Genomic DNA, 22,755 nt, shown 5'->3' with positions numbered 1-22,755 from the left:
AACTACTTTATTGCAAGCCGACATTGTGTCGGGTGTTTTGCCTGCTGAATTGACATCATGAAAAGGGCCGGAAATTACTCCGGCCCTTTTTTTGTCTGCTCAGGCAGCCTTCAGCTGAGCTTCGGCAAACTCGTAATTGGCAAGCTTGTCGAGATAGTTGGTGATGTAGTCCGGACGACGGTTGCGGAAGTCGAGGTAGTAAGCGTGCTCCCACACGTCGAGGCCCAGCAGGGTGGTGCCCTGACCTTCGGCCAGCGGGTTCGAGCCGTTGGCGGTCTTGGTCACGGCGAGCTTGCCGCTCGGAGAAAGAACCAGCCACGCCCAGCCGGAGCCGAACTGTGAGATGGCGGCTTTCTTGAATTCTTCCTTGAACGCCTCGACGCTGCCCAGATCTTCCTTGATCTTGGCTTCAAGGGCCGGCGGAATAGCGCCACCGTTCGAGGACAGGTTCTGCCAGAACAGGATGTGGTTCCAATGCTGACCGGCATTGTTGAACACGGGAGCCTGTGCTGCGTCACCCTTGACGGCAAGGATGATCTCGTCGAGCGACTTGCCCTGAAGTTCCGGCTTCGCCGCGACGAAGTTGTTCAGAGCCGTCACATAAGCCTGATGATGCTTGTCGTGATGGAGTTCCAGCGTCTCCTGGCACATGCCTTTCGAGGCAAGCGCGTTATAGGAGTAGGGAAGGGCAGGCAGTTCAAACGCCATGATAATCTCCTTGGAATGCAATCACGATTGCAGGGCGAGACGATGTCGCCCTCAACAGCTATGTGCCGTCAGGATGGTCGTCAAGAGACCCTTCCGTGATAGGCGGCGTGTAGCTTCTCTAAAAGGTTCAACGGTGTGAGCGCGCAAAAGGATCCCACGCATTCCGTAGAAAAGTCATGCGGGTCGATCGCACAACTCTGTGATCCGGACCGCTTTTTCTGCGCGATGTTCCTCCCTCCAGCCACGCGGGAGGCCGTCTTTGCGATCATTGCCCTGAATTGTGAGCTGTCGAAAGCACTGGTGCTGCCGGTTTCGGCGTCGGTGACAGGCCCGATGGCGGGCCTCATCCGTCTGCAATGGTGGCGGGATGTGGTGGAGAACCCCAATGTCGGGCGACAGGCGCGTCATGATGTGGCGATCGCGCTGGCGGATCTGCTGGAAAGTGGAAGAATCGCCCCTTCTTCCCTGCTGACGCTCATCGACGCACGGGAGGCCGAACTCTGTCGGCTGCCGGACTGGACGGCATGGCGAAAGGCGATGCGCGACGGTGCCGGTGAGATGCAGCGGATCGTAGGGCATCTGCTGGGCATTCAGGACAAGACCCTGCTTGATGCGGTCAGTCAGGCTGGTGCCGCGTTTGGTGTGGGGTCGCTCATCCGCCATCTGCCGCAGGTGCTGCTGAGCGGACGTATGCCCCTTCCCGAAGAAGCCCTTCAGGATGCGGGGTTGCCTCATGACTCCGATGGAGTGGCGTTGCTGAACGATGATCGCCTTGGCGCTCTGCTAAAACGGCTTTCCATTGAGGGAGAAGCATTCCTGCCCGACCGGTCCCTGATTCGACGAGCACGGCTGGCGACGCTGCCCGTCGTGCTGGCCATGCGGGATTTGAAGCGTGGTCCTGTGGGGCCGGACACGCCCGGTCGGGGGAGTGGCGACCGACTTGCGGTCATGATCTCCGGTCTGCGCGGGCGATGAACCCTTTATAAGAAGCGTGTTCAAAGTTCCCTACTGGCGATGCGACGTGCGTTGTCCGCTCTTCGATGCGCACGACCTGCATGACTGTTTCGCTTCAATACTCAAGAACCCCCGCCGGTCGCGCGCACCCTGAGGGGCGGTCGCGCTCAGCAGAGAGCTTTTGAAACAGCCTCTAAAATGCCGACTCTGCCTCAGTCGTCATTCGCGACGATTTTTTCCATGACACGAATAAGCGAGGAGTAGTCCTCATTCGGCGAAAGGCGGCGTGCCAGTGAAAGTTGTTGCGTCGCGGCGGCAAGCGTCGGAACGGGCACGACTTCCCGTGCTGCCGCGTCAAGGAGCAGCCGCATATCTTTCTGCATGAGACGCGCCGGAAACTGCGATGCGAAATCGCCTTCCTTTGCGGCCCGGAGCTTGCGTTTGTGATGCGGGGAAATGACCGCCACCTGATCCAGTGCGTCGAAAAGCGTGGAACGGTCGAGGCCCGAAGCCAGTCCGTAACCGACGGCTTCAGCAAGGGTCGTCAGGCCAGCGCCCATGATGCCGTTGATGACCAGCTTCAGGCGCGTGCCGCTTCCGGGCGGACCTGCATGAAGGGTCAGCTTGCCGATCGCGTCGAAGATCGGCGCCGCCTCGGCAACATTTTCGGGGTCGCCACCCACGAGAATCACCAGATTGGCGGTCTCCGCTTCTGGCGTGCTCCCCGATACGGGAGAATCCAGAACGATGACGCCCGCCTTCCTGCCCGACGCGAAGAGTTCCGTACTGGCCTCAGGTGAGACGGAGGATGTGTTGAGGAGCATCGTGCCGGGTTTCATCCCGGCCAGCGCGCCGTTGTCGCCATACATGGACGCGGCAAGCGCCTCGTCATCAGGAACACAGACCAGAATGGCGTCTGCCTGCTGTGCAAGTGCGCGCGGCGTCGCCAGCATGCTGACGGTGGGGTCGGGACTTCTCCCGGAAGGCGTATAGGCGCTGATGGTGTAACCGGCCGCACGAAGGTGATCGCCCATGCGGCTGGCCATCGCACCGTAGCCGATGAAGCCGATTCGGGGCGTATTTTCAGGTGTCAGGTGGGGCATGGCTGTGGTCTCCGGGCCGGGATGGGAGCGTGTCTCTGAGTCTTAATGCCTCATACGCACGGAGGGTTTCCCATCCGGCACCGCTCGTCCAGTCACAAGGAAATAACCATCAGATTTGGGGATCGTTTCTTTCATTCCTGTTTGTGGCAGGCCGAAAGAAGAAGGGATCTGCTGTCAGGCAGATCTTCTGGTCAAAGTTTCGCTATTGACCGGAGGATTGCGGGTGCGACGGCGCAGAGCAATCAGGACGCGTTGTCGAGTTCCTGGCGGACAGCCGTCATGAGATTGCGAAAATGTGCGGGGCTGACCTGCCCGGTGTTCAGGGTATGGCGGGAAAGGTAGTAGCTGTTCGCGATCTTGAGGCCATCGGGCATGCCGGTGATCTGCCCGTTCTGGAAACTCACGCGGGAAAGCGGCACGCCGCAGGCCGCCAGTGTGGCATTATGAGCAAGAACGCCAAGGGTCACGACGATCCGCAGATTGGGCATGGTTTGCAGTTCTGAACGCAGGAACTGGTTGCATGTCGCCACTTCGGAGGGCTGAGGCACGCCAGCCGGAGCAGGGCATCGTATGGCACTGACGATACGGCTTTCGACAGGGATGACGGTTGCCTCTCCATTGTCGTTGACGCGGGTTTCGGCAAACCCCAATTCGGTCAATGTTGCGTAAAGAAGGGCTTCAGCCTCGCTGTCGAGAAACGACAATTGCGGTCCGCGCTCATGATCGGGCGCTAGGCTGACAATCAGAACACGTGCGTGGCTCGGGCCAAGGGGAGTGGCTGGTAGCGCGATATCTGTCTGCGACCGGCACAGTACAAGACGCGGGCATAATGAGCAGTTGTCGACAGGCTCACTGGCATGGGGAGCATCAATAACGGGCGAAAGTGCGACTCCCATGCTGTGGGTGCTCCTGTGGCAATCTCGTGCTCGCCCTCCTGATGAAGAGCGAGCAAAATGCAAAGAATTTATTCCGGCTCGCTCAGTTGATCGGCGGGATGACGGATGGGTGTCTGGCGCGGGCGCGGCTCGGCCTGACGGCGGGTGATTTCATCGGCAATATCGGCCAGATCAACGAACTGGTCAGCCTGACGGCGGAGTTCATCGCCGATCAGGGGCGGAGAAGAGCGCATGGATGACACGACGGAAACGCGGACGCCCTGCCGCTGCACGGCCTCCACAACCCGGCGGAAATCTGAATCGCCCGTGAAGAGAATTGCGTGATCAATGCGAGGCGCTGCTTCCATCATGTCCACCGCGATTTCGATGTCCATATTGCCCTTGATGCGACGGCGGCCGTTCTGGTCAGTGTATTCCCGGGCTGTTTTCGTAACCAGAAAGTAACCGTTATAGGACAGCCAGTCTGTCAGCGGCTTGATCGGAGAATATTCTTCCGTATCGAGGATCGCGGCATAATAATGAGCCCGCAGAAGATTGCATCGATTTGAGAAAAAATCGAGCAATTTGCGGTAATCGACATCGAAATTGAGACCCCGCGAAGCTGAATAAAGGCTTGATCCGTCAATAAAGAGGCAGGTTCGTTCTGTCTTGTGGATAATCATTAAGTCTGGTTTCCTTTAATGCTGGCGAGTATATGGCAGAGTAGTTAAGGCTTGGTTATGCATCGTCGAAAAAGTCATGCTGAATTTCCGGCCGGACGGCATGGGGACAAGATAGGGTCGGGCGGGGATGAAGCAATGTTCGTCGTGATTGCTGTCGGTGCCAATCTGGCTGGCCGCGATCCGGTGTCCGGCCACGCGCTGGAACCTGCCGCAACCTGCAACGCAGCCGTCGAGGCGCTGAGCGGCCTTGTCGGGTTGCATGTGGATGCCGTTTCCCCCTGGTACGAGAGCGAGCCTGTTCCGCCCTCTGGTCAGCCTCCCTACATAAACGGTGTCGTGGTGGGCAAGTCTTCTTTATCGCCGGAAATGCTTCTTGGTGCACTGCATGGCATCGAGGCGGCATTCGGACGTGAGCGCGGCGTTCCCAACGCGGCCCGCACCCTCGATCTCGACCTTATTGATATGGGGGGTCTGATCCGCCAGCAACAGGCCCCGCTTCTTCCCCATCCCAGGGCTGCGGAGCGGGCTTTCGTCCTGCTTCCCCTGCGCGATGTGGCCCCGCAGTGGAAGGATGCCGTCTCGGGACACAGTGTGGACGAGCTGATCGTCGCTCTCCCCCCCCAGACAATCCGGCGGTTGTGATGGGCATGTGCGATGCGGAAGCGTGCCGCCTGATGTGTGGAGCAGTGAGACACGTCTTCCCAATGTAGGCGGCTGATGCTATAAAACTTCTTTAATCAGAATTTCGGGAGGCCATGGGCCATGGCACGCGTCACAGTTGAGGATTGCGTTGAGAAAGTACCGAACCGTTTCGAGCTGGTTCTGCTTGCGGCTCAGCGGGCGCGCAATCTTTCGCGCGGCGAGGAACTGACAGTCGACCGCGACAACGACAAGAACCCCGTCGTTGCCCTGCGTGAAATCGCTGACGAAACGATCCAGCTCGAGCCCCTGCGCACCGACCTGATCCGCTCGCTGGCGCGTGCGCCTGAGCCTGAGCCTGCGGATGAAGAGGTCATGGATCTTATCCCGACCGAGCAGAATATCTTTGGCCTGCAGGAAAGCTCGGCTGAAGAAGAAGTGACGGATCTTTCCCCCGAGGAAATGAAGGCCGCTTTCGAAGCCGAAATGTCGGGTCGCGGTAAGCGCTGATCCATGTGCTCCTGTCCGGCGGTGCTTAAGCCGGACAGATACAGTGTCACCGCCAGCCGTGGAGACGTTGCTATCCCCGTGTCTCTTTCCGTCATGCCGCCCGGCTGTTCCGGAGTGCTGGAGAGGCGGGCATGAGTATGGGGCAGGATCCCCGCATCCTTTCTCCGCACGGGGGCGCGGTGATGCGGGATACAGATGATGAGAGTATCGAGATTTCGCCGGATCGCCTGATTCAGCGCATTCTCCGATACAATCCGGACGCGGATGTCGATCTGGTCCGGCGTGCCTTCACCGTCGCGCGTGATGCCCACGAAGGGCAGCTCCGCGATGCGGGCGACCCCTATATCACCCACCCGCTGGCCGTCGCGCTGATTCTGGCGCGTTTCCGAATGGACGTTCCGTCCATCGCGACCGCCCTCCTTCACGACACGATCGAAGATACCGGCATCACCGTCGAGGTGCTGCGGGAGCAGTTCGGCCCGACCGTTGCCGAACTGGTCGATGGCGTCACCAAGCTGACACGGCTGGAACTCCAGTCCGACCGCACCAAGCAGGCCGAAAACTTCCGCAAGCTCGTGCTGGCGATGTCGCGCGACATCCGTGTGCTCATCGTCAAGCTGGCGGACCGGCTGCACAACATGCGCACGCTGCATTTCGTGCAGCGCGAGGACCGCCGCCGTATCGCCCGCGAGACGATGGATATCTATGCCCCCCTCGCCGGGCGCATCGGTATGGACCGCGTCAAGACGGAGCTCCAGAACCTCGCCTTCGCGCAGCTTGAGCCTGAAGCCGACGCGACGATCCGGGCACGGCTGAACTATCTGCGTGGACAGGGCGCGGACGTCATTGAGGACGTGAAGAAGGACCTGATCCGGCTCTGTCTTGAAGCCGGCATTACCCATGTCGAGGTGAAGGGGCGCGAGAAGTCACCTTATTCCATCTGGGAAAAGATGCAGCGTCGCAACGTGGCGTTCGAGCAGTTGTCCGACATCATGGCATTCCGCATCATCGTGGAGTCCCGTGAGTCCTGTTACGCGGCGCTGGGCGCCATTCACGGCGCGTTCCCGATGATTGTCGGACGCTTCAAGGACTATATCTCCACGCCGAAGGCCAACGGATATCAGAGCCTGCATACCGGCGTGACGCTGCGGCACCCGCGTAACCAGAAGATCGAAGTGCAGATCCGTACGGCGGACATGAACGACATCGCCGAGAACGGTGTCGCGGCGCACTGGGCCTACAAGCAGCTCCCTCCCGGCAGCGCCCCGGGCGAGGCTGTCGGCAGGATGAAGCGCCCGCGCTGGGTGCAGGATCTGCTGGAAATCCTCGAAGATTCTTCCGCACCGGATGAGTTCCTCGAAAATACCAAGCTCGAACTCTATCAGGATCAGGTCTTCTGCTTCACGCCGAAAGGGCAGCTGATCCCGCTTCCAGCCGGGGCGACGCCCGTTGATTTCGCCTATGCCGTCCACAGTCAGGTCGGTGATTCCTGCGTCGGCGCAAAGGTGAACGGGCGGCTGGTGCCGCTGCGCTACGAACTTCAGAACGGCGATCAGGTCGAGATCATGACCGCGCGCGGCGGAGCGCCGTCGCCATCATGGGAACGATTCGTCGTCACCGGCAAGGCGCGGGCGCGTATCCGCCGTTACGTGGCGCAGCAGCAGCGACAGGTCTCGCTCGATTCCGGCAAGGCGACGCTGGCGAAGGCATTCCGTCAGGAAGGCGTGGATGGCTCCGAAAAGGTGCTGGAGACGCTGCTCAAAGACCTCAAGCAGTCTTCCGTCGAGGATCTCTACGTTGCTGTCGGCACCAGCAGTATCGGCCCGCGCGACGTGGTGCATGCCGCCTACCCCGAACTTCGGAGGACGGCGCGCGGTCCGCGCATGATCCCCGGTCTGGTCGCACGGCCCCCGATGCCGAAGCCGAAGACCAGCGGTGGCGCAACGCCTCTTGTCGGGCTGGGCAGCGGTATCGCCGTGCACTTTGCCGGCTGCTGTCACCCTCTGCCGGGCGATCGGATCGTCGGTGTCGTGGCGACCGGCAAGGGCGTCACAATCCATACCGCGACGTGCCAGACCCTAGAGTCCTTCGCCGCCACCCCGGAGCGTTTTCTGGATGTGGACTGGGATTATGCCGCTCTGGGAAAAACAGGCAGCAGCGTGGCCAGCGAGCCTTTCGTGGGCCGTGTGACCGTGATCGCCGCCAATGAACCGACCATGCTGGCCACGATCACCAACGCGGTTTCAAGGCAGGACGGGTCGATCGTCAACCTGAAGATCGTGCACAGGCAGCTCGATTTCATGGAAGTGCTGGTGGATGTGGAAGTCCGCGACCTCAAGCATCTTTCCAGTGTGATCGGGGGATTGCGTTCGGCTGAAGGGATCTCGCAGGTCGAGCGGGCGCGGTCGTGACAGAGACCATGTCATGATCATCGGCACCGGGATGGACCTGTGCGACATGCGGCGCATCGAGCGCGCCATCGAACGGTTTGGCGACCGGTTTCTTCTGCGCGTCTTTACCGAAACCGAGCGCGCCCGCGCCGACCGGCGCAACGGTCAGGCGCGGATCGGTGCCTACGCGAAGCGCTGGGCAGCCAAGGAAGCCTGCGCCAAGGCGTTGGGGACGGGATTTGCCGACGGCGTGTTCCACAGCACCATCGGCGTGCAGAATCTCCCTTCCGGTCAGCCGACCCTCACGCTCGTCGGCGGAGCCGCGGCGCGGCTGGCGACGATGGTGCCTGAAGGCATGACGGGTCGCCTCCATTTGTCGATGACAGACGACGAACCCTACGCTCTGGCGCAGGTCATGATCGAAGCTATTCCCGCCGTCTGAGGCGGTTTGTCTTGACAGGGACCTGCCTCCCCGGCTTCATCCGCCGTCGTCCGATCAGGGGCGAAGGATAATCCGCCCGGAAATACCGGGCGATGAAGAAGACAGGGAACGGAATGAAGCGGACGGACGAAACAGCACGGGACCAGCAGCCTGCGCCGAAGAAAGAGGGCCTGTTCGATTTCGTCCGCTGGCTTGTCAGTGTCGTTCTGCTGGTTCTGGTCGTGCGCACGTTTCTCTATGAACCGTTCAATATTCCCTCCGGTTCGATGATCCCGACCCTGCAGGTGGGCGATTATCTGTGGGTCTCGAAATACAGCTACGGATATTCGAAATATTCCTTCCCGCTGTCGCCCAACCTGTTCGAAGGCCGTATCTGGGGCGCCGAGCCTCATCGCGGTGACGTGGCCGTCTTCCGCTTCACCAAAGATCCTTCCATTGATTACGTGAAGCGCATCGTCGGGCTGCCCGGCGATCATGTGCAGGTGCGTGGTGGCCAGTTGTATCTGAACGGTGGCGCCGTGAGTTGCGTCCCGGAAGGCGATTACACGGAAGAAGACGAGAACCACCTGAACCGGGCCGGTCACCGGTGCCTGGAAACCCTGCCGGGCAGCGAAGGCGCATCGCCGGTGGAGCATCAGGTGCTGCGTTTCCCCGAGGACGGCCTGCGCAATGACACCCCCGACTATGTCGTGCCGCCGGGCTATTTCTTCGCGATGGGCGATAACCGCGATCACAGCGCGGACAGTCGCTTCATGGGCGAAGGCGACGAGGATCTCGGCTTCGTGCCGATGGAGAATCTCGTCGGACGGGCTGGTATGATCTTCTTCTCGGTGGATATGCGCCATCCGTTCTGGCAGTTCTGGGCATGGCCGACGGAAATCCGGTGGGCCCGGCTTTTCCATGTCGTGCACTGAACGATTGTGACGAACGGACATCTCGTGGACCAGACGGCGTTGGATAACCTCCAGAAGCGGATCGGATATCGCTTCAGCAAGGTGAAAATCCTTGAAGAGGCGCTGACGCATCGCTCGGCCGCGCATCAGCGGAGTTCCGGGCGCGGTCGGCGGCAGGCCAAGGGCGCGGGGTCCAACGAGCGGCTGGAATTTATCGGCGACCGCGTGCTCGGGCTGCTCATGGCGGAATTGCTGCTCGAACGCTATCCGGACGAGCAGGAGGGCGCGCTGGGTTCACGTCATGCCCATCTCGTGTCCCGCAATGCTCTGGCCACGGTTGCCGAGGATGTCGGGCTGCCGGAAGCTCTGGATGTCGCGGAGCACGAAGATCGGGCTGGCATCCGTGGCACGGCCAATGTTCTGGCGGATGCGCTGGAAGCCGTTCTGGGCGCCCTGTACCTTGATGGAGGTCTGGACCCGGCACGCAAGCTGGTGCGGCAGTGGTGGGGCAGCGCGATCATCGCTCAGGCCAAGCCACCGAAAGACCCGAAAACGGCATTGCAGGAATGGGTGCTGGGGCGTGGTCTCGCCCTGCCGGTTTACGAGACGGTCAGCGCGGATGGTCCATCCCATGCGCCCTGTTTCGTCATTGCAGTCCACGCCGCGGGCATGGTGGGCGAGGGCGAGGCAGGCAGCAAACGCGCCGCTGAAAGTGCCGCCGCCGCCAATTTACTGATGAGATTTAACGCCGCACCGGGAGCAGGACGGAAATGACTGAACAGACACGGTGCGGGTTCGCGGCCCTTGTGGGTGCGCCGAACGCCGGAAAATCGACACTTCTCAACCGGATGGCGGGCGCGAAACTCTCCATCGTCAGTCCGAAAGCCCAGACGACACGTTTCCGCGTGCTGGGTATTCTGGTCCGGCACGTGACGCAGATCATGATCGTGGATACGCCGGGTATTTTCCGCCCAAAGCGCAAGCTGGACCGGGCAATGGTCGCCGCCGCGTGGACAGGCTCCCAGGATGCCGACATCACATTGCTGCTGGTTGACGCAAAATCCGGCCTCAATGATGCGACAGTGGCCGTCGTCGAACAGCTGGCCAAGGCTGGTCGCCGCGTGTGGCTCGTGCTGAACAAGACCGATCTCGTGACGCCGCAGTCGCTCCTGCCGCTGACCGCATCCATCGCCGAGATGATTCCCGTCGAGCATGTTTTCATGATCAGCGCCAAAAGCGGCAACGGCGTCGAGGACCTCCTCGACCGTCTTGCCGAGACGCTCCCCGTCGGGCCGTATCTTTATCCCGAAGACGACATGACCGATCTGCCTGATCGGCTGCTGGCGGCAGAACTGGTCCGCGAGCAGATCTTCCTGCAGACTCACGAAGAAGTGCCTTATGGCGCGACCGTCGAGACGGAAAGCTTCGTCGAGCGGCCTGACGGATCGGTTCGCATCGATGTGACGGTTTACGTTTCCCGCGCCAGCCACAAGGCGATTCTGATCGGGGAGCGGGGGCGCCGTATCCGTGAGATCGGGCTGAAGGCGCGCCTTCAGCTTGCTTCGCTGCTGGAACGCCCCTGCCACCTGTTTCTCAATGTGAAAGAGCGGGCTGGCTGGGACGAGGAGCGGGCGCGTCTGCGCGCGATCGGGCTGGACGACACGCTCTGAAACGGAGCGCCGGGCCTGCCTGCCGTTCTTTCGGGGAAATATCGCTCTCGTTTGCCAGCATCGCGGAATCCGCACTCATGTGCGGGTCTCTTCTTGTGATACACGCCGGTGAACGATAAGAGATTGCCTCGGGTTCCGTGTCCGACGGTCCGAGAGGGCAAGGGAGGGCGCGGACAGACATCCGATCACCCGCTCTCATTGAGGTACCATGAATACCACCGCTGAAGGCTCCGTCGCACCTCGTCGCGCACTCCTCAAAATTTCCGGGGAAGCGCTGATGGGCACCGGTCAGTACGGTGTCGACGCCAATACGGTCGATCGTATTGCCTCGGATGTCGCCGCCGTGGCGCAGAGTGGGGTGCAGGTCTGCCTCGTGGTCGGTGGCGGCAACATCTTCCGTGGCCTGACCGCGGCCGCTCGCGGCATGGATCGCGCTCAGGGCGACTACGCGGGTATGCTCGCGACCGTCATCAACGCCCTCATGGTGCAGAATGCACTGGAGCGCGAACAGGTGCCGACCCGGGTGATGTCTGCCATTCACATGTCGTCAATTGCCGAGCCCTATATTCGTCGGCGCGCCGTGCGCCATATGGAAAAAGGCCGGGTGGTGATTTTCGCGGCGGGCACAGGCAATCCGTTCTTCACGACGGATACGGCCGCGGCCCTGCGTGCGGCGGAAATGGATTGCGACATCCTGCTCAAAGGCACGCAGGTCGATGGCGTCTATTGCTCGGACCCGCGCAAGAATCCGGATGCGAAGCGTTACGATCATCTGACCTATCTTGAAGTCCTCTCCCGTGATCTCAATGTCATGGATGCGGCGGCTATCAGCCTTGCGCGTGAAAACAGGCTCCCGATCGTGGTCTTCAACATTCACGAGGCCGGGGCGTTCCAGCGTGTCATGCGCGGTGAGGGACTGTTTACCCGTATCGAAGAAGCCAGTTGATACAGCGCAAGGACGCGCACTGAACATCTATGGTTAACCCGGCAGGGAACGCGCCTGCCGGTTTTGTTGTAGGAGAGCCACTGTGGCTGAACTGAACACGCTTACTGAGGATCTGACCCGCCGCATGGATGGCGCGCTGGAAAGTCTGCGCCGGGATTTCGCCGGCCTGCGCTCTGGCCGGGCCAATGCAGCGCTGCTGGAGCCGGTCCGCGTTGAGGCCTATGGCGGCGAAGTCCCGCTGTCACAGGTCGCTACCGTCGCAGCGCCTGAAGCGCGGATGCTGACCGTGCAGGTCTGGGATCGTTCGCTGGCCGGACTGGTCGAAAAAGCGATTCGCGATTCGGGTCTGGGACTGAACCCCGCCGGCGAAGGGCAGATGATTCGCGTGCCGATTCCGCAGTTGACGGAAGAGCGCCGCAATGAACTCGCCAAGGCAGCCGGACGCTATTCGGAAGGCGCTAAGATCGCCATTCGCGGCGTGCGGCGCGACGGTATGGACAAGACAAAGACGCTGGAAAAGAAGAGCGAGATCGGTGAGGACGACGTGAAGACGTGGTCCGAGGTGATCCAGAAGCTTACCGACCAGTACGTCAAGAAAATCGATGAGATGCTCGCGGAGAAAGAACGCGAGATCAAGCAGGTCTGAGTTCCGCGATGCCCCTTCCCCTGGCAGCGGCTACCGCGGGTGCGAACCCGGTCGGCACGTCCTCGGGCGGATCCGTTCCACGGCATGTCGCCATCATCATGGACGGAAACGGACGCTGGGCGGCCTCCCGGGGTTTGCCGCGCATTGCCGGTCACCGGGCAGGGGCCGAGGCCGTCACGCGTTGTCTGAAGGCGGCGCGTGCCAGCGGGCTTGAATATCTGACGCTGTATACGTTTTCTTCGGAAAACTGGCGGCGTGGTCCTGCCGAAGTGGCGGACCTGACCGGATTGCTGCGGTTCTATCTGCGCCACAAGGTTGCCGAACTGCACAGCCAGCAGATCCGGATTCTCTTCGTGGGTGAAATCCACCGCTTCGGACCCGATCTCTGCGCGGAACTCGCGCGGGCCGAACGGCTTACGGCGAACAATACCGGCCTCACGCTGCTACTCGCCCTGTCTTACGGTGGCCGAAGCGAGATCGTGCAGGCGACGAAGGCCATCGCGCGCGCCGTCATGCGGGGTGAACTCGATCCGGACGCCATCGACGAAAACGTGGTGTCACGGCATCTGCTCACGGCGGGCATCCCTGATCCGGACGTGATCGTCCGTACGAGTGGCGAGCACCGCCTGTCCAATTTTCTGCTGTGGCAAAGCGCTTACGCCGAACTGGTTTTCCTCGAGGAACTCTGGCCCGATTTCAGTGAGGCCAGTTTCAATCATGTGCTTGAGATTTATGGTCGTCGCGAGCGTCGCTTCGGTGCCCGTCCGGCGTGAACGGTCAGGTTTCCAAGCCCTCATCGTCGGGTTCCGGGTCCAACTGGCAGGACCTGCGTCCGCGCCTGACCTCGGCGGCTGTCCTGGTCGTCGTCGCGGCCACGGCGATCGGGCTCGGTGGCTCCGTCTATAAGGTCCTCATCACCCTAACGATGACCGGCCTCGCCATGGAAATGGCGGATATGTTCGGCCTCGCCAGAAAAACCTGGCGTCACATCCTCTATCTGCTCTGGGCTGCCTGTGCCGGAATCGTGGCGTCGCAGGGACACTGGACCCAGCTTCCGATCTTCCCGATGAGCGCCTTCGTGTTCGGACCTGCACTGTGGTGTGGCAACGCGGTAATCGTGGCGGCGGGGGCGGCCCTTCTGTGGCTGCGGCTGGGCACGGAAACCGGCATCTGGTCGGTTGTGTTTGTCATCGCTGTCGTGGTGTCGAGCGATTCCTCCGCCTACATGGTGGGACGCCTGATCGGCGGCCCGAAGCTGGCTCCGAGCATATCTCCCGGTAAAACCCGGTCTGGTGCAGCAGGCGGCCTCGTCGGCGCTGTACTGGCGGGCGTGGTCGTAGCGGTGTTCGCTGATGCCGACGGTGGCCTTTCGACATCGACCCTGCTGCTCCGTAGTGCCTTCTGGGCTGCGCTGCTGGGTGTCGTGGCCCAGACAGGCGATCTGATTGAAAGCGCGGTGAAGCGCAGGCGAGGCGTGAAGGATTCCGGGACATTGCTGCCCGGACATGGCGGCCTGCTCGACCGGTTCGACGCACTGCTGGCGGTTGCGCCACTGGCGGCTCTCATTTCGCTGGCGGCCGGGCAGGGAGCAGGATTCTGGGCAGTCGGCCCCGACGATATCATGGCGGCTTTGTCGCGGTGGATCGGGCGCTGAAGAGTGGGTTCGTTTTCCTGACGAAATGCGGGTAGGATAGGGCAAGAATGAAAACGGTGACGGTTCTGGGCTGCACAGGCAGCATTGGGTGTTCGACGGTCGATCTGCTGCATCAGGCGGGCGAAGACGTTTCGACCCGTGTTCTGGTCGGTGGCCGGAACGTGATGCTGCTGGCCGAGCAGGCGCGAGCCCTGCGCGCGGAACAGGCCGTGATCGCGGATGAGACGCTCGTTCCCGAACTGAAATCCCTTCTTGCCGGAACCGATGTGCGCATCAGTGGCGGCCGGTCCGCCGTCATCGAGGCAGCGGGTGTTCCTGCTGACTGGACGATGGCCGCCATCACGGGCGCCGCCGGTCTGGAGCCGACGCTGGCAGCCGTTCGCAACGGTCGCACGATTGCGCTGGCCAACAAGGAAGCGCTGGTCTGCGCGGGCGACGTCATGCTGCGCGCCGTCAGGGATGCCAAGGCCACGCTCCTCCCTGTCGATTCTGAGCATAACGCCGTGTTTCAGGCGATGGCTGACCGACAGGAAGATCAGGTCGAGAAGATCATCCTGACGGCATCCGGCGGACCGTTCCGCACAGCGACAGCCGAGCAGATGGAAGCCGCCACGCCAGCGCAGGCTCTCAAGCATCCGACATGGAGCATGGGGGCGAAAATCAGCATCGATTCCGCATCCATGTTCAATAAAGGGCTGGAAGTGATCGAGGCCGCCCGCATCTTCGGTCTGACCGAAGACCGGATCGATGTGCTGGTGCATCCCCAGTCTGTCGTGCATGGCATGGTGCAGTACACGGATGGCAGTCTGATCGCCCAGATGGGCTCTGCCGACATGCGTATTCCCATCGCGCACTGTCTCGCGTGGCCGAAGCGCATGGCGACCACCTCGCCCCGGCTCGATCTGGCCACGTTCGGCACGCTGGTGTTCGAGAAGCCGGACCCTGTTCGTTTTCCGGCCCTGCGTCTGGCCCGGCAGGCGCTGCGCGAAGGCGGTGCGGCCTCCACGATCCTGTCCGCCGCCAATGAAGTCGCCGTCGAGGCGTTCCTGAACAACAGGATCGGCTTTGTTGATATTTCACGCATCGTCGAGTGGGTGATGGAGGCGCTTGGTGCCCCTCCGATCGACACTCTGGATGCCGTGCTGCACTGGGACGCCGAGTCCCGCCGCGCTGCGGAAGAGCGTGTTCTGAAGCGGGCCGCCGCCTGAAGGTGGTCCGGAATTTCACGCTGTGACAGGCGTGCAGGAGGAGTTTGACCATGCATGACCTGATCCGGACGATTCTGGCTTTCTGCGTCGTGCTCGGGGTGCTGGTCTTCATCCACGAGCTTGGCCACTACCTTGCCGCCCGCTGGCGCGGAGTGAAGGTGGAAACCTTTTCCATAGGCTTCGGGCCACCGCTGCTGCGCTGGACTGACAGGGCCGGAACCGAGTGGCGTATCGGACCGATTCCGCTCGGTGGCTTCGTGAAGCCGCATGGTTTCGAAGGGCCCGATGAAGCGACAGAGGAGCAGAAGGCAGCGTGGGAGCCGGGGCGGACGTTCCACGACAAGCCGGTGCTGTCGCGGGCAATCATCATCCTCGCAGGGCCTGTCTTCAATTTTGTGCTGGCCTTCGTGCTGTTCGTGCTGCTGTTCGCGACCTGTGGCCAGCCCATCGTCCGCAACGAGGTTTCTTCCGTAAAGGCGGGAAGTGCGGCTGATACGGCCGGTCTGAAACCTGGCGACACTATTCTTGATCTCGGCGGCAAGACGACCCCGGACGCTGCATCCGTCCAGAAACTGGTGGCGTCAGAGCCGGGCGAAAAGACGACCATTCACGTGAAACGTGCCGGAGAAGATATGACACTTCCGGTTACGCTGGATCGCGTGACGCCGTCTGTCCATGTGGCCCCGATCGGTCAGCTCGGCATCGAATTCGCAACGTCGGCGGGTTCTCCCCAGTCGTTGCCGAAGGCGGTGGTAAGCGGAGCGCAGGCGACCTGGGTGACGACCGTGCAGACGCTGGATGGCCTGTGGCAGATCCTGACGGGGCGTCATACGGCGAAGGATCTTGGCGGTCCGCTGCGGATTGCGCAGATGTCCGGGCAGGTCGCGCAGTATGGATTTGCCAGCCTGCTGTCTTTCATGGCGCTCCTGTCGGTCAATCTGGGACTGATCAATCTTTTCCCCGTGCCGATTCTCGATGGTGGTCGGCTGGTTTTTTATCTTGCTGAGGCGATTCGTGGCCGACCTGTGCCGAAGAAGATTCAAGAGGTGGGTTTTCAGGCAGGGTTTGCGCTTCTGGCCGGGCTTTTCCTGTTTTCCACGTTCAACGATCTTTCCAATTTCGGCCTGTTCAAGTGGCTCGCAGCCCTCGGTGGTTGAGGGGCATCGGTCGATCTGGCCCGGATATTGATGAAAAACCGTTTGCATGACGCGGAAAAACCGTCGGCATGACTTGCGGGAGGGCCGCTAGTTCGGATAGTTCCCCAAGATGGGATAAGAAGCTGCGTTTGTGGCGGTCATCCATGCTGGCAGCCTCCGTTCAGGCTTCTGGCGATGACGGTTCGGAAAGGCTGCCTTGATGGCGACGCTTCAGGACGGAAAGGGTGCTGGTGTTGAAGAGTAAACGTTTGGCTCTGCTTGCATCGGCTTGCGCGCTGCCGGCCCTGTGCGCCCAACCGACTTTTGCCCAGTTCACGCCTCATCGTCAGCATGTGACTCCCGTCCGCAGCACTGCGGATGACACGGCGCTGGAACGCGGGCAGCGGATCGAGGACATTGAAGTCCATGGCAATGACCGCATCGAGACCAGTACGGTGCTGTCGTATATGGTGGTCCGTCCCGGAGACAGCTTCAATCAGGACGATCTCGATCGTTCTCTGAAGACGTTGTACGCAACGGGGCTGTTCAAGGACGTGACGCTTCACCGCACGGGCAACACGCTTCAGGTGCAGGTCGTCGAGAATCCGATCGTCAACCGGATCGTCTTCGAAGGAAACAGCGCCGCGAAGGATGAGGACCTGCACAAGGTCATCTCCCTCCGTCCGCGCGCCGTGTTCTCGGCTGACACCGTGGCGGCCGACCGCCAGAAAATTCTGGAAGTCTACGCGCAGAAAGCCCGTTACGGCGCTGAAGTGACGCCGCAGCTGATCAAGCTGGCGCATAACCGTGTGGACGTGGTCTTCCAGATCAATGAAGGCCCGCAGACGCTGATCAAGCGCATCGCCTTCGTGGGCAACAAGTTTTACAGCGAAGCCCAGCTCGCGAGCGTCGTCTCCTCCAAGGAGACGGCCTGGTATCGGTTCTTCTCTTCGGCGGATCAGTACAACCCCGAGCGGCTGCGCTATGACGGCGAACTGCTGCGGCGTTTCTATCTGGCGAACGGTTTCGTCGATTTCCAGATGGTGAACGCGACGGGCGAGATGTCGCCGGACCGCAAGTCGTTCTTCGTGACCTTCACCATCAAGGAAGGGCCGCGTTACCGACTGGGTAAAATCGATCTCCGTTCCAGCCTGCGGCACATGCCGGCGCTGAAGCTGCGTAAATATATCGAGCTCTATCCGAACCAGTGGTACGACGGGAACGCCGTGCAGCAGAACGCGACCAACATGGAGGAGACCCTTCAGTCGGAAGGCATTCCCTTCGTGATGGTGCGGCCTGAAATCGCCCGTAATCCTGAGAAGCGGATCGTCAACCTTCTGTTCGATGTCAGCGAAGGGCCGCGCATGTATGTCGAGCGCCTCGACATCAACGGCAACACGGTCACGCGGGACAACGTGATCCGTCGTCAGTTGCCGATGTCAGAGGGCGACCCGTACACGCCGGTTCTCAAGAAGTATGCCAAGCAGTCGATCGAGGATCTGGGCTACTTCAAGTCCGTCTCGATCTCGCAGGGACAGGGTTCAGCAGCGGACAAGGTCAATGTTTCGACCAACGTGGTTGAGAAGCCCACTGGCGAGTTCTCGCTGGGTGGTGGTTATTCGACGGACGTCGGCATCATCGGCAATATCGGGCTGAAGCAGCACAACCTGCTCGGCACGGGCGTGGATGCCGGTATTTCGGGCACCATGGCGTATTATGAACGTCAGGTGGATGCTTCGATCACCGACCCGTACTTCCTGAACAGGAACCTCGTGGTCGGCGCGGACATCTTCTACATCAATAACCGTTACCAGACGTACCAGAACTATTCCGAAGGCCGTTACGGTATTTCGCTGCGTATGGGCTATGCCTATACCAACCATCTGTCGCAGTCCTTCAACTACTCGCTGATGGAACGTCATATCGGCGGCGTCTGGGAATATGCGTCGCAGTACGTGCAGGACAACGTCGGTCATTCGTTGCTGTCCCAGATCGGCACCGTGCTGCAGTATGATACGCGAGATCGCCGTCTCATGCCGCACAAGGGCTTCATCATTCGCCTCGGCGGTGACTTCGCCGGTATCGGTGGCGATGCGAAATATGTGCGCGGCAAGTTCGATGCGGCCTACTACCTGCCTCTCGACGACCTCATGGGCAACCATGACTGGACCGTCGAGTTCAAGGCGGGCACAGGCTTCATGAGTGACTGGGGCCACGGCAAGGACTGGATCATCGATAACTTCTATCTCGGTGGTAACAACCTGCGTGGCTTCCTCGACGGCGGTGCCGGTCCGCGTGCCGTGGCTGATCCGAGCCCCAGCTATGTCGGCCCGGACGGTCATGCCCGTGCAGGTGAGGATCTGCTCGGTGGCCGGTTCATCTACACCGGGTCCGCGACAGTTCACTTCCCGATCCCCTACGGATCCGCGATGGGGCTTCGGGGACGCGCCTTTGTCGACACCGGCAGTCTCGCCGGACTCCGTGTGGCGCGTCGCTTTACGAACAAGGCAAAAGACGGTGCCTATTATGAAGCTGTGAGTGGTGATTCCATATCGCCACGTATCAGCGCCGGTGCCGGTTTTTCATGGAAAAGTCCTTTTGGCCTGCTGAATATCGATGCGGGCATTCCGATCCGTCGCAGCTGGAACGACCGTACGCAGGTTCTGCGCTTTGGCTTTGGTCAGCAATTCTGAGGTGATGATGTTTCGTTTTTCGCGGGCCGCTGTTCTGGCCTCTTCAATGTTGCTCTGCGGTAGTGTCCTGACTTCCGGTAATGCCTTCGCTCAAGCGGCCGGTGGTGGCAGCGGCTGGTTCGTGCCCAAGGCCTCCCATCCGGTCGCCCCGCCGCCAGCTCATGCACCGGCTCATTCCAGCCGCCCTGCAGAGGCGCCGGCACAGATGGCGGATGAGGGCGGAGAAGGCGCAGAGGAGGGCGAAGGTTCCTCGCGTCCGCCACCGGTCCTGCCCCAGCCAGCCATCCCGCCCGCTACGCCGCTGCCGAAAGGCTCGGCGCCTCCGACAGCCGTCATTGGCATGATTAGCGTTGCTGATGTCATGCGCCAGTCGCTGGCCGGACAGCAGGTTGAGCGTGAACTCGGTGGTCGTCGCGATGAACTGGCCCGGGACGCTCAGCGCGCCCAGTCAGGTTGGCGCGAAGAGCAGCAGAAGCTGCAGGCCAACGCCAAGAGCATGACGGCGGAGCAGATCCAGTCGCAGGAGCGTGCGCTTCAGTCCAAGGTGATGAAGGCGCAGCGTCAGTTCCGTGACCGCAACCGCATCATTCAGGAAGCAGCGCAGGTTGCTCTCGGACAGATCGAGCGCGAGCTTGTTCAGGTGATCCAGCAGGTCGCTGGCAGCCACGGCATGAATCTCGTGCTGCATAGTGAGCAGGTCGCGCTGCATGTGGACGGTCAGGATGTCACCAACGAGGTGGCGAAACAGCTGAATCTCGTGCTGCCGAAAGTCTATATCCCCGCAGCAAACGAAGATCCGGAATTGCTCGCGAAGTCCGGGAAAATGCCGACAACGGCCTCGCCGCCGCCGGGCCCGGCTCCGACGGTCAGCCAGGCTGCCGCGCCTGCTGCCGCACCCGCACATAACTGACGCCGGGAGAGGCTGAATGGCTCGCAGTCAGGAAACAGCAGTTTCCGGCGATAAGCCGGGTGCGGTGGCGGATGCACGCTTCTTCACCCGGAGTGGGCCATTTACCGGTGAGGCGCTGGCGGAAGCGGCTGGCGGGGAGTTTCTGCCACCTCGTGAAAAAGCGGAAGCTGGCCGGGAATATGTCGGTATCGGGCCTTTGCAGGCGGCTGGACCGACAGAGGTCAGTTTTCTTGATAACCGGCGTTATGCTCCCCTGCTGGATGCGACGCGCGCCGGTTTGATCATCCTTGCCCCGGCATTCGCCAAACGTGTGCCGCCGACGACTGCCGCCATCGTCTCATCGACACCCTATCTGGCATGGTCCCGCATCGCGCGGATGTTCCATCCAGCACCCCCGGCGAAACCGGGCGTGCACCCGATGGCGGTCATCGGGGAAGGGACAATCGTTCCCTCGTCCTGCGAAATCGGACCGTTCGCAGTCATCGGAAATGGCGTGGAGATCGGCGCGGGCACCATCATCGGGCCTCACGCCGTGATCGGGGATGCCGTTTCGATCGGCTCTGGCTGCCGTATCGGGGCGCATGTTGTCGTGTCGCACGCGACGCTGGGCGACAGGGTGACGCTCTTCCCGGGAGCCAAGATCGGGCAGGACGGGTTCGGTTTTGCCGTGGGTCCGAACGGTTTCGAGACAGTGCCTCAACTCGGGCGGGTCGTGCTCGGGAATGACGTGGAAATCGGTGCAAATTCAACCGTTGATCGCGGGTCGGTGCAGGATACTGTGATCGGCGCGGGCTCACGGCTCGACAATCTCGTGCAGATTGGCCACAACACCCGCCTTGGCCGATGCTGTATTGTCGTGTCGCAGGCCGGCATTTCAGGATCGACCGAACTGGGCGATTTCGTGACGGTGGCGGCGCAGGCCGGATTGATCGGACACATCAAGATCGGTGCCAAGGCAAGGATAGGCGCGCAGTGCGGCGTCATGTCCGACATTGAAGCCGGTGCGGATGTCATTGGCAGCCCGGCCATGCCGTTTCGGGAGTTTTTCCGGAACGTGGCTACGTTGCGCAAGCTGTCGAAGAAGCCTGACACGGGAAGTGGCAACACTTCCGGGTCGGCTGGGGAATGACTGGAACCGGGCGCATTGCGCGCACGTTTGAAATGGTTTGAGAGACGTGGATCAGAAATCTGAAACGCAGGCTCCGGATATGGAGCGGAAACATATCGATGCCGTGGACATCATGCGGATCATGGAAGCGATTCCTCATCGCTATCCATTTCTGCTGATTGACCGGATGGTGGATGTCGAGCTGGGCGAATCAGCGGTCGGCGTGAAGAACGTCTCCGTCAACGAACCGTTCTTTCAGGGGCATTTTCCGGCCCGACCAGTCATGCCCGGTGTTCTGATCATCGAGGCGATGGCACAGACGGCGGCCACTCTGGTGGTCCTCACGCTCGGGGCCGCCTTCGAAGGCAAGCTGGTTTATTTCATGACGATCGAGAACGCCAAGTTCCGGCGTCCCGTCGCGCCGGGCGACCAGTTGCGTATTCACGTCGAAAAAGAGCGCCAGCGGGCCAATGTCTGGAAGTTTAAAGGCGTGGCGCGCGTCGAAGGCGTGTCCGTGGCGGAGGCTACCTTCAGCGCCATGATCATGGAATGAGCGACGGCGCTTGAGGGTAACAGGGGTCTTGGGGGCGTGCGGTCCCTGTGCAAAGAATAAAGACCTGCGGGTTTTAATGTTGCAGGTCCACGAATTGCCGCAAATGCGTGGATATAAAAACGGCGGCAATGGAGGCAGTTCTGGCTGAGTCGATGAAAACGGCGGAAACCGCTCTCTCCGGAAGTCTGGAATCGTCTCCCAATGCGATTCATCCAACAGCCATCGTGGCTCCCGGGGCAAAGCTGGGTAAAAATGTGCGGATCGGGCCATGGTGCTCGATCGGTCCCAACGTGGTCGTTGGAGACGGTGTCGAGATGGTCGCCAATGTGGTGGTCGACGGATACACGCGTCTGGGTGAAAACTCCTGTTACTACCCGTTCACAACGGTGGGGCTGGCCCCGCAGGACCTGAAATATCAGGGCGAGCCAACCCGCTGTGAGATTGGCGCGCGGACTGTGGTGCGCGAGCATGTGACGATCCATCGCGGCACGGCGACGGGCACCGGCCTGACGCATGTCGGGTCCGACTGCCTGATCATGGCGAATGCTCATGTCGCCCATGACTGCGTGCTCGGTGACCGGGTGATCATCGTGAATAATGTGGTGATGGGTGGTCATGTCTCCATCGCCGATGATGCTCGTGTCATGGGATCGGCAGCGATTCATCAGTTTGTGCGAATCGGTCGCGCGGCTCTGGTCGGCGGTGTCGCCGGTGTCGAAGCCGATGTAATTCCGTATGGAAGCGTTCTGGGGAACCGGGCGCGTCTCGTCGGACTGCACTGGATCTGGCTGCGCCGTAATGGCGTGAAATCGGAAGAGCGCCATCGCATGCGGCAGGCGTTCCGGCTGCTTTACCCCCGTGATTGTGAAGGGGGCGTGTTCGCGCAGCGTCTGGAGCAGGTGCGTGCCGAATTCGGTGATGATCCGAAAATCGCTGAAATCCTTGAATTTATTGATGCTCCTACCCGTCGTGGGCTGGTGCGTGTGGCCTCGGTTGGCTTTACGACAAGTGAGACCGAGGCTGGCTAGTTGGCC

At 61.2% G+C, this 22,755-nt stretch carries 23 protein-coding genes; 19 read left to right on the top strand and 4 right to left on the bottom strand.

Annotated features, from left to right (window positions below):
• Positions 1 to 99 precede the first annotated feature (99 nt).
• Positions 100 to 708 (bottom strand): superoxide dismutase, encoded by a 609-nt coding sequence (locus GOB81_RS04460; protein WP_173569163.1) that lies wholly within the window; start codon positions 706 to 708, stop codon positions 100 to 102.
• A gap of 135 nt (positions 709 to 843) precedes the next feature.
• Here GOB81_RS04460 and GOB81_RS04455 point away from each other — a divergent pair, with 135 nt between their 5' ends.
• On the top strand, positions 844 to 1,683 hold the full coding sequence (locus GOB81_RS04455; RefSeq protein WP_338421305.1) for a squalene/phytoene synthase family protein: 840 nt from the start codon (positions 844 to 846) through the stop codon (positions 1,681 to 1,683).
• Between the two features lie 191 nt (positions 1,684 to 1,874).
• Here GOB81_RS04455 and GOB81_RS04450 read toward each other — a convergent pair whose 3' ends face one another.
• The 3 genes from GOB81_RS04450 to GOB81_RS04440 form a co-directional block, all read right to left on the bottom strand.
• On the bottom strand, positions 1,875 to 2,756 hold the full coding sequence (locus tag GOB81_RS04450; RefSeq protein ID WP_173569276.1) for an NAD(P)-dependent oxidoreductase: 882 nt from the start codon (positions 2,754 to 2,756) through the stop codon (positions 1,875 to 1,877).
• Between the two features lie 251 nt (positions 2,757 to 3,007).
• Positions 3,008 to 3,661 carry a uracil-DNA glycosylase family protein gene (locus GOB81_RS04445; RefSeq protein WP_173569162.1) on the bottom strand — a complete coding sequence of 218 codons (654 nt, stop codon included), beginning with the start codon at positions 3,659 to 3,661 and terminating at the stop codon, positions 3,008 to 3,010.
• A gap of 68 nt (positions 3,662 to 3,729) precedes the next feature.
• Complete coding sequence (locus tag GOB81_RS04440) at positions 3,730 to 4,323, bottom strand: LabA-like NYN domain-containing protein (protein WP_173569161.1); 594 nt, start codon at positions 4,321 to 4,323, stop codon at positions 3,730 to 3,732.
• Between the two features lie 135 nt (positions 4,324 to 4,458).
• Between GOB81_RS04440 and folK the strand changes: the two genes are divergently transcribed.
• The 18 genes from folK to lpxA all read left to right on the top strand — a co-directional run bounded on the left by folK (position 4,459) and on the right by lpxA (position 22,749).
• Complete coding sequence (folK, locus tag GOB81_RS04435) at positions 4,459 to 4,965, top strand: 2-amino-4-hydroxy-6-hydroxymethyldihydropteridine diphosphokinase (RefSeq protein ID WP_173569160.1); 507 nt, start codon at positions 4,459 to 4,461, stop codon at positions 4,963 to 4,965.
• 120 nt (positions 4,966 to 5,085) lie between these two features.
• Positions 5,086 to 5,472 carry a DNA-directed RNA polymerase subunit omega gene (gene rpoZ, locus GOB81_RS04430; RefSeq protein ID WP_173569159.1) on the top strand — a complete coding sequence of 129 codons (387 nt, stop codon included), beginning with the start codon at positions 5,086 to 5,088 and terminating at the stop codon, positions 5,470 to 5,472.
• Between the two features lie 182 nt (positions 5,473 to 5,654).
• A complete protein-coding gene (locus tag GOB81_RS04425; protein WP_242010066.1) occupies positions 5,655 to 7,883 on the top strand; it encodes a RelA/SpoT family protein in 2,229 nt (742 codons plus the stop codon).
• 13 nt (positions 7,884 to 7,896) lie between these two features.
• The gene (acpS, locus tag GOB81_RS04420; RefSeq protein ID WP_173569158.1) at positions 7,897 to 8,304 is read left to right on the top strand and encodes a holo-ACP synthase; all 408 of its coding nucleotides are present in this window, start codon (positions 7,897 to 7,899) and stop codon (positions 8,302 to 8,304) included.
• Between the two features lie 113 nt (positions 8,305 to 8,417).
• Positions 8,418 to 9,218, top strand: coding sequence for a signal peptidase I (gene lepB / locus GOB81_RS04415; RefSeq protein WP_173569274.1), 801 nt, complete (start codon positions 8,418 to 8,420; stop codon positions 9,216 to 9,218).
• 39 nt (positions 9,219 to 9,257) lie between these two features.
• Complete coding sequence (gene rnc / locus GOB81_RS04410; protein ID WP_194299805.1) at positions 9,258 to 9,971, top strand: ribonuclease III; 714 nt, start codon at positions 9,258 to 9,260, stop codon at positions 9,969 to 9,971.
• Positions 9,968 to 10,867, top strand: a complete 900-nt coding sequence (gene era, locus GOB81_RS04405; RefSeq protein ID WP_173569157.1) for a GTPase Era — start codon at positions 9,968 to 9,970, stop codon at positions 10,865 to 10,867. Before rnc ends, era begins: the two co-directional genes overlap by 4 nt.
• 208 nt (positions 10,868 to 11,075) lie before the next feature.
• A complete protein-coding gene (pyrH, locus tag GOB81_RS04400) occupies positions 11,076 to 11,813 on the top strand; it encodes a UMP kinase (protein WP_173569156.1) in 738 nt (245 codons plus the stop codon).
• Between the two features lie 124 nt (positions 11,814 to 11,937).
• Positions 11,938 to 12,459, top strand: coding sequence for a ribosome recycling factor (frr, locus tag GOB81_RS04395; protein WP_242010065.1), 522 nt, complete (start codon positions 11,938 to 11,940; stop codon positions 12,457 to 12,459).
• An 8-nt stretch (positions 12,460 to 12,467) separates the two neighbouring features.
• On the top strand, positions 12,468 to 13,232 hold the full coding sequence (uppS, locus tag GOB81_RS04390; RefSeq protein ID WP_173569154.1) for a polyprenyl diphosphate synthase: 765 nt from the start codon (positions 12,468 to 12,470) through the stop codon (positions 13,230 to 13,232).
• Positions 13,229 to 14,113, top strand: a complete 885-nt coding sequence (locus tag GOB81_RS04385; protein WP_173569153.1) for a phosphatidate cytidylyltransferase — start codon at positions 13,229 to 13,231, stop codon at positions 14,111 to 14,113. The genes uppS and GOB81_RS04385 overlap by 4 nt, the downstream gene beginning before the upstream one ends.
• A gap of 47 nt (positions 14,114 to 14,160) precedes the next feature.
• Complete coding sequence (gene dxr / locus GOB81_RS04380; protein WP_173569152.1) at positions 14,161 to 15,321, top strand: 1-deoxy-D-xylulose-5-phosphate reductoisomerase; 1,161 nt, start codon at positions 14,161 to 14,163, stop codon at positions 15,319 to 15,321.
• Between the two features lie 50 nt (positions 15,322 to 15,371).
• Positions 15,372 to 16,478, top strand: a complete 1,107-nt coding sequence (rseP, locus tag GOB81_RS04375; RefSeq protein ID WP_173569151.1) for an RIP metalloprotease RseP — start codon at positions 15,372 to 15,374, stop codon at positions 16,476 to 16,478.
• 224 nt (positions 16,479 to 16,702) lie between these two features.
• Positions 16,703 to 19,150 (top strand): outer membrane protein assembly factor BamA, encoded by a 2,448-nt coding sequence (gene bamA / locus GOB81_RS04370; protein WP_173569150.1) that lies wholly within the window; start codon positions 16,703 to 16,705, stop codon positions 19,148 to 19,150.
• Positions 19,151 to 19,157: 7 nt separating this feature from the next.
• The gene (locus GOB81_RS04365) at positions 19,158 to 20,060 is read left to right on the top strand and encodes an OmpH family outer membrane protein (RefSeq protein ID WP_173569272.1); all 903 of its coding nucleotides are present in this window, start codon (positions 19,158 to 19,160) and stop codon (positions 20,058 to 20,060) included.
• A gap of 16 nt (positions 20,061 to 20,076) precedes the next feature.
• A complete protein-coding gene (lpxD, locus tag GOB81_RS04360; RefSeq protein WP_173569149.1) occupies positions 20,077 to 21,189 on the top strand; it encodes a UDP-3-O-(3-hydroxymyristoyl)glucosamine N-acyltransferase in 1,113 nt (370 codons plus the stop codon).
• A 79-nt stretch (positions 21,190 to 21,268) separates the two neighbouring features.
• A complete protein-coding gene (gene fabZ / locus GOB81_RS04355) occupies positions 21,269 to 21,721 on the top strand; it encodes a 3-hydroxyacyl-ACP dehydratase FabZ (RefSeq protein ID WP_173569271.1) in 453 nt (150 codons plus the stop codon).
• Between the two features lie 152 nt (positions 21,722 to 21,873).
• Entirely contained in the window at positions 21,874 to 22,749 is an 876-nt protein-coding gene (gene lpxA, locus GOB81_RS04350; protein ID WP_242010063.1) for an acyl-ACP--UDP-N-acetylglucosamine O-acyltransferase, read from the top strand.
• The last annotated feature ends 6 nt before the right edge of the window (positions 22,750 to 22,755 follow it).

Source organism: Acetobacter conturbans, assembly GCF_011516755.1.
Lineage (GTDB): Bacteria > Pseudomonadota > Alphaproteobacteria > Acetobacterales > Acetobacteraceae > Acetobacter > Acetobacter conturbans.
Note: the sequence above shows the minus strand (reverse complement) of the source record. Positions and strands in the feature narration are given on the sequence as shown.